This is a genomic window from Aeromicrobium sp. REDSEA-S32_B7, from assembly GCF_001626145.1.
In the GTDB taxonomy this organism is placed as follows: Bacteria; Actinomycetota; Actinomycetes; order Propionibacteriales; family Nocardioidaceae; genus Aeromicrobium; species Aeromicrobium erythreum.
Window position 1 is genome coordinate 1 of record NZ_LUNF01000286.1, and the last position, 6,929, is coordinate 6,929.

Below are 6,929 nucleotides of genomic sequence, written 5' to 3' on the forward strand. Positions count from 1 at the left end.
GCAGGGACCGACAGCGAGCCGGTGGCCGCCACCTGCTGGCCGTCGTCGCCGAGCCCGAACCGGGGGTCGATGCTGACGTCGGCCTTGCGCAGGGCGTCGGCGAGCACGCTGCGCCCGGCCTGCTGCAGCTGCTGGGCGTTGGTGTCGTCGGCGCGCTGGCCGGTGGCGGCCTCGCCGAGCTTCTCGGCGATCGCGTAGGTGCGCTGCCCGGCCTCGAGCACCCGCACCGCCTCGTCGACGTCGACGTCGGGGAGGGCCTGCTCGACCTGGGCGCGTTGCTCGCCGGTGAACACGTACGCGCTGCGGGGCACGCGGATGCCCTCGCGTGCCGCCACCTCGCGGGCGACGACGCCGCTCACCAGCTCGCTGACGGCCTGGCGTCGTACGTCGGCGTTGTCGATCGTGCTCCCGCCGCCGGACTGGGCGGCGGAGAACAGCGACACCTCGCACAGGACGTCGGCGGTGCGGTCGGCCTGGGCCATCGTGATGGTGGTGCCGTCGACGGTGGCGGCGGCGCCGGGGCTGATCGACCCGCCGCAGCCGGCGAGCAGGAGGGCCGACAGCGCGAGCGGCGGGACCAGGGCCCCGGCGGACCGGGGCCGTCGACGGGTGACGGGCATCACAGGACGCGACCTCATGGAGGCCAGACTACTGGTCGTAGGCCTCGAGGATGAGGTCCGCGGCGCTGGCCGCGGGCAGCTCTCCCGAGAGCACCGCCTCGCGCACCTCGTCGCGTACCCGCGCCACGCCCTCGTCGGTGCGCAGGCGCTGGTCGAGCTCGTCGCGCACGAGCGCCCACGTGAAGTCGAGCTGCTGCTGGGCGCGCTTCTCGCGCAGGCCGCGGTGGCCGAGGAACTCGCGGTGCCGCACGAGCCGGTTCCAGACGGTGTCGATGCCCTGGTGCTCGAGCGCCGAGCAGGTGACGACCGGTGGCACCCAGCCCTGGGTGCCGGCGTACACGAGGCGCAGGGCTCCCGCGAGGTCCTTGGCGGTCACCTCGGCCTCCCGGGCACGCTCGCCGTCGGCCTTGTTGACGGCGATGACGTCGGCGATCTCGAGGATGCCCTTCTTGATGCCCTGCAGCTGGTCGCCCGTGCGGGCGATGGTGAGGAACAGGAACGTGTCGACCATGCCCGCGACGGTGATCTCGGACTGGCCGACCCCGACGGTCTCGACGAGGACGACGTCGTAGCCGGCGGCCTCGAGGACGGTCATCGCCTGGGAGGTCGCGCGGGCGACTCCGCCGAGCGTGCCCGCGCTCGGCGACGGGCGGATGTAGGCCTGCGGGCTGACGGCGAGCTGTGCCATGCGGGTCTTGTCGCCGAGGACGGAGCCGCCGGTGCGCACGCTCGACGGGTCGACGGCGAGCACGCCGACCCGGTTGCCCTGCTCCACGAGGTGCGTGCCGAGCGCCTCGATGAACGTGCTCTTGCCGACACCGGGCACGCCCGAGATGCCGACCCGCACCGCTCCCCCGGCGTGCGGCGCGAGCGCGGCGAGCAGCTCCCGGGCCGCGGCGCGGTGGTCGGCGCGGCTCGACTCGACCAGGGTGATGGCGCGCGAGACCCCCGCGCGACGTCCGTCGAGGACGTCGGCGGCGAGCTTCTCGACGTCAACCATCAGATGCTCCTTTCGGCGTCAAGCGCTCCACGCAGATCGTGGAGATCGCCTGGACCGACCTCCATCGCACTGGAAGCATCGCAGTCGACCGACGACACTGGAGGAGTGATCCATGTGAACGAGCCGCAGGTCTGGACGGCGATCGGCATCCTGGGCACCTCCCTGTTCGGGATGCTGACGCTCATGTCGACCATGTTCGTGCGCATCATCCGCACCGAGATCGGGTCCGTCCGGACCGAGATCGGCTCTGTCCGGACCGAGATCGGCTCTGTCCGGACCGAGATCGGCTCGCTGCGCACGGAGATGCAGGCCGAGTTCGCCTCGGTGCGTACCGAGATCAGGTACCTCGATCGTGACGTGCGGGTCCTCACGAAGCGAGTGTTCGGCGACGGCGCGGCCTGACGGCGAGCACTGCGTCTCGCGATGAGACGCGGCGCCAGCCTTACCTCGGACGAACCGACCATCTAGTGCTGCAGGCTCGCGCGGAGCCGCTCGAGCAGGCTGAGCGCGGAGTCGGCGATGACCGTGCCGGGCAGGAACACCTCGGCAGCGCCCATCTCCTTCAGCGTCGGCACGTCGTCGGGCGGGATGACGCCACCCATGACGACCATGACGTCCTCGCCGCCGAGCTCGGCCAACGCCTTCTTCAGCTCCGGCAGGAGCGTCAGGTGGCCCGCCGCGAGGCTCGAGACGCCGACGATGTGCACGTCGGCGTCCACGGCCTGCTGCGCGACCTCCTCGGGCGTGGAGAACAGCGGTCCGACGTCGACGTCGAAGCCCATGTCGGCGAACGCCGTGACGATGACCTTCTGGCCGCGGTCGTGGCCGTCCTGGCCCATCTTGGCCACGAGGATGCGCGGGCGTCGACCCTCGGCCTTCTCGAACGCCTCGGTGGCGTCGATGACCTTCTGGACGTTGCCGCCCTGGCCCGCCTCGGTCCGGTACACACCGGAGATCGTACGGATGACGGCCTGGTGGCGCCCGTAGACCTTCTCGAGCGCGTAGGAGATCTCGCCGACCGTCGCCTTCGCGCGGGCCGCGTCGACGGCCAGGGCGAGCAGGTTGCCGTCGAGCGAGCCGTCGCGGCTGGCGCCACGCTCGGCGCTGGCCGTCAGGGCGTCGAGCGCGCGCTCGACCTCCTGCGGGTCGCGCTCGGCGCGCAGTCGCTCGAGCTTCGCCACCTGCTGGGCGTAGACCGACGCGTTGTCGACCTTGAGCACGTCGAGCGGGTCCTCGTCGGCGAGGCGGTAGGTGTTGACGCCGATGACGGCCTGCTGGCCGGAGTCGATGCGTGCCTGCGTGCGGGCGGCCGCCTCCTCGACGCGCATCTTGGGGATGCCCGCCTCGATGGCCTTGGCCATGCCGCCGGCCTTCTCGACCTCCTGGATGTGCGCCCAGGCGCGGTTCGCGAGGTCGTGCGTCAGCTTCTCGACGTAGTAGGAGCCGCCCCACGGGTCGATGACGCCGGTGGTGCCCGACTCCTGCTGCAGCAGCAGCTGCGTGTTGCGGGCGATCCGCGCGCTGAAGTCCGTCGGCAGCGCGATCGCCTCGTCGAGCGCGTTCGTGTGCAGGCTCTGGGTGTGGCCCTGCGTGGCCGCCATCGCCTCGATGCACGTGCGCTGGACGTTGTTGAACACGTCCTGCGCGGTGAGGCTCCAGCCCGACGTCTGGCTGTGCGTGCGCAGGCTGAGGCTCTTGGGGTTCTTCGGGTCGAAGTCGCGCACGAGCCGGGCCCACAGGGCACGGGCGGCGCGCATCTTCGCAATCTCCATGTAGAAGTTCATGCCGATGGCCCAGAAGAAGCTGAGCCGCGGCGCGAACGCGTCGATGTCGAGGCCGACGTCGAGCCCGGCGCGGATGTACTCCACACCGTCGGCGAGCGTGTAGGCGAGCTCGAGGTCGTTCGTCGCCCCGGCCTCCTGGATGTGGTACCCGGAGATGGAGATGGAGTTGAACCGCGGCATCTTCGCCGCCGTGTACGCGAAGATGTCGGAGATGATCCGCATCGACGGCGCCGGCGGGTAGATGTAGGTGTTGCGGACCATGAACTCCTTGAGGATGTCGTTCTGGATGGTCCCCGAGAGCTGCTCCGGCGTCACCCCCTGCTCCTCGGCCGCCACGATGTAGAGCGCGAGCACCGGGAGCACCGCGCCGTTCATGGTCATCGAGACGCTCATCTCGTCGAGCGGGATGCCGTCGAAGAGCTGGCGGGCGTCGTAGATCGAGTCGATCGCGACGCCGGCCATGCCGACGTCGCCCTTCACGCGCGGGTGGTCGGAGTCGTAGCCGCGGTGCGTCGCGAGGTCGAAGGCGACCGAGAGGCCCTTTTGGCCGGCGGCGAGGTTGCGGCGGTAGAACGCGTTCGACTCCTCGGCGGTCGAGAACCCGGCGTACTGGCGGATCGTCCACGGCTGGGTCGTGTACATGGCCGGGTAGGGACCGCGCAGGAACGGCGCGAGGCCCGGGTAGGTGTCGAGCGCGTCGACGTCGGCGAGGTCGTCGGCGGTGTAGAGGTTCTTGACCGCGATGCCCTCGGCCAGCGTATCGCCCTCGCACGCCATGTCGACGCCGTTCAGTTCGGCATACATCGACGGGTAAAGTTCGGCCTGCACGCCGACGAGGCGCATGTCATTCTTGATCCCGCGCGCCGCGGTGCCCATGCCCGCCAGCAGCCCACCGCCGCCGATCGGCACGATCAGCGTGTCGAGTTCGGGCACATCCTCGAGCATTTCGAGCGCGACCGTCCCCTGCCCCGCCGCGACGTGCGGATGGTCGAACGGATGGACGAAGGTCAGCCCGCGTTCCGCCTCCAGCTCGCGTGCATGGGCGTAGGCATCGTCGAATTTTTCGCCGAACAGCACGATCTGTGCGCCGTGGCTCGCGGTCTGCGACACTTTCACCTGCGGCGTCGTGCTCGGCATGACGATGGTCACGGGCACGCCGAGCCGCTTGCCATGATAGGCAAGGCCCTGCGCATGATTGCCCGCCGACGCCGCGATCACGCCGCGCGCTTTCGCTTCGTCGCTGAGCAGCAGCAGGGCGTTGAGCGCGCCGCGTTCCTTGTAGGCCGCGGTGAATTGCAGATTTTCGAACTTCAGCCACACCTCGGCGCCGACCAGTTCGGACAGCGTCTGCGACTTCAGCGTCGGGGTACGAACAACCGCGCCCTCAATTCGTCCCGCAGCCGCCCGCACATCGTCGAGGTTTATCGCCGGAAAATCGGCGGCGGCGGTCAGGATGGATTGATCGGTCATAGCGGCAAGCCCCCTACCCTATCTGGCGCCGCGCGCAAACCATGGTTATGGACCGCGGCATGAGCGAAGAAAAATTGCGCATCGCCTTCATCGGCACCGGCATCATGGGCGGCCCGATGGCCGGCCATCTCGTCAAGGCCGGTCATGCCGTCACCGTCTATAACCGCACCCGCGCCAAGGCCGACGCCTGGGCGGCGGATTATGGCGGCCAGGCAGCGGACAGCCCCGCCGCCGCCGCCGCGGGCGCCGATGCGGTGTTCGCCTGCGTCGGCAACGACGACGATCTCGCGGCGGTGACGCTCGGCGACGACGGGGCCTTCGGCGCGATGAAGTCCGGCGCGGTCTTCGTCGATCACACGACCGTCTCCGCCCGAATCGCCCGGCGCCTGGCCGAAGAGGCCGACGCGCGCGGCCTGCTGTGCGTCGATGCGCCGGTCTCGGGCGGTCAGGCGGGCGCGCAGAATGGGGCGCTGTCGATCATGTGCGGCGCCAGCGACGCCGCCTTCGCCGCCGCCGAGCCCCTGATGCGCGCCTATGCCGCGCGCATCGTGCATATCGGCGGACCGGGCGCGGGCCAGACGACCAAGATGGTCAACCAGATCGCGATCGCCGGGGTGCTTCAGGGCCTCTCCGAAGCGCTGCGCTTCGCCCAGGCGTCGGACCTCGACACCGACAAGGTGTTCGAAGCTGTCTCGGGCGGCGCCGCGGCAAGCTGGCAGATGCTTAACCGCTGGGGCACGATGGCGAAGGACGAATATGATTTCGGCTTTGCGGTCGACTGGATGCGCAAGGATCTGGGCCTCGCGCTCGACGAAGCCCGCGTCAACGGCGCGACGCTCCCCGTCGCGGCGCTGGTCGATCAATTTTATGCCGAGGTGCAGGGTGCGGGCTGCGGCCGCCTGGACACGAGCTCGCTCGTGACGAGGTTGCCGAAATGAAGCGCCTCGCCCTAACCCTCGTCGCCCTCCTGCTCGCTGCGCCTGCGCAGGCCGATACGCTCGTCGACAATGTCAACGGCATCACGCTCGACAAGGACGGCAAGGTCGTGCGCTTCACCGGCATGGTGATCGGCACCGACGGCAAGGTGAAGCAGCTCCTCGACCGCAAGGACAAGCGCCCCGAACGCCCCGATTTCAAGGAAGACGGCAAGGGCCGGACGCTGATCCCGGGCATGATCGACGCGCACGGGCATCTGATGGGCCTGGGCCTGTCACTGATGCTGCTCGACCTTTCGGAGACCCGCTCGCTGGCCGAGGCGCAGGCGGCGATCAAGAAATATGCCGACGAAAACCCCGAACTGCCGTGGATCATCGGGCGCGGGTGGAATCAGGAAAAATGGGGATTGGGCCGCTTCCCGACCGCGGCCGATCTCGACGCGGTTGTCCCCGACCGGCCGGTCTGGCTCGAACGCGTCGACGGCCATGCCGGATGGGCCAACAGCGCTGCGATGACGGCAGCAAAGATCACCGCCGCGACCAAGGCGCCCGAGGGCGGCCGGATCGAGATGACGGACGGCAAGCCCGCCGGCGTCTTCGTCGATGCCGCGGTCGCGCTGATCGACAGCGCCAAGCCCAAGCCGCTGGCGCGCGATCTCGACCGCGCCTTCCTCGCCGCGCAGCAGCAATTGCTCGCCCAGGGGATCACCGCGATCGCCGACATGGGCACGACGATCCAGGAATGGCAGGCCTATCGCCGCGCGGGCGACAAGCACCAGCTCGCGATCCGTATCCTCAGCTACGGCGGCGACATCGACAATATGGCGCTGATCGCGGGCCCGGGGCCGACCCCGTGGCTCTATGACGACAAGCTGCGCATGGTGGGGGTGAAGCTCTATCTCGACGGCGCGCTCGGGTCGCGCGGCGCGTGGCTCAAGGCGCCCTATGCCGACGCACCGGGCCAGAAGGGCCTGCCGCTGCTGACCCCGGCGCAATTGCGCAACAAGATGGTCCGCGCCTCGATGGACAAGTTCCAGGTCGCGATCCACGCCATCGGCGATGCCGCCAATGCCGAGGCGCTCGACGCAATCACCGATCTCACCGCCGATCTGCCCGGCGA

Annotated in this window: 6 protein-coding genes; 3 read left to right on the forward strand and 3 right to left on the reverse strand. The window is 69.7% G+C overall.

Annotation, left to right across the window (positions count from 1 at the left end; all coding sequences use genetic code 11):
• Both A6Q79_RS18740 and meaB read right to left on the reverse strand, forming a co-directional pair.
• On the reverse strand, nucleotides 1-638 hold a 638-nt coding region (locus tag A6Q79_RS18740), incomplete at its 3' end, for a hypothetical protein (RefSeq protein ID WP_369038020.1).
• 10 nt (nucleotides 639-648) lie between these two features.
• On the reverse strand, nucleotides 649-1,620 hold the full coding sequence (gene meaB / locus A6Q79_RS18745) for a methylmalonyl Co-A mutase-associated GTPase MeaB (RefSeq protein WP_286690049.1): 972 nt from the start codon (nucleotides 1,618-1,620) through the stop codon (nucleotides 649-651).
• 114 nt (nucleotides 1,621-1,734) lie between these two features.
• Between meaB and A6Q79_RS18750 the strand changes: the two genes are divergently transcribed.
• A complete protein-coding gene (locus A6Q79_RS18750) occupies nucleotides 1,735-2,022 on the forward strand; it encodes a hypothetical protein (RefSeq protein WP_286690050.1) in 288 nt (95 codons plus the stop codon).
• A 62-nt stretch (nucleotides 2,023-2,084) separates the two neighbouring features.
• Here the strand turns inward: A6Q79_RS18750 and scpA are convergent, their stop codons facing one another.
• Nucleotides 2,085-4,874 (reverse strand): methylmalonyl-CoA mutase, encoded by a 2,790-nt coding sequence (gene scpA, locus A6Q79_RS18755; RefSeq protein ID WP_369038021.1) that lies wholly within the window; start codon nucleotides 4,872-4,874, stop codon nucleotides 2,085-2,087.
• Between the two features lie 47 nt (nucleotides 4,875-4,921).
• Between scpA and A6Q79_RS18760 the strand changes: the two genes are divergently transcribed.
• Both A6Q79_RS18760 and A6Q79_RS18765 read left to right on the forward strand, forming a co-directional pair.
• Entirely contained in the window at nucleotides 4,922-5,812 is an 891-nt protein-coding gene (locus A6Q79_RS18760) for an NAD(P)-dependent oxidoreductase (RefSeq protein WP_369038022.1), read from the forward strand.
• Nucleotides 5,809-6,929 (forward strand): amidohydrolase (locus tag A6Q79_RS18765; RefSeq protein WP_369038023.1); only part of this gene is annotated, 1,121 nt, incomplete at its 3' end. The genes A6Q79_RS18760 and A6Q79_RS18765, both read left to right, overlap by 4 nt.

Excerpts from the sequence above, each read along its gene's own strand:
- meaB (WP_286690049.1), bottom strand. The coding sequence starts at position 1,620 with ATGGTTGACGTCGAGAAGCTCGCCGCCGACGTCCTCGACGGACGTCGC.
- scpA (WP_369038021.1), bottom strand. The coding sequence starts at position 4,874 with ATGACCGATCAATCCATCCTGACCGCCGCCGCCGATTTTCCGGCGATA.
- A6Q79_RS18760 (WP_369038022.1), top strand. The coding sequence starts at position 4,922 with ATGGACCGCGGCATGAGCGAAGAAAAATTGCGCATCGCCTTCATCGGC.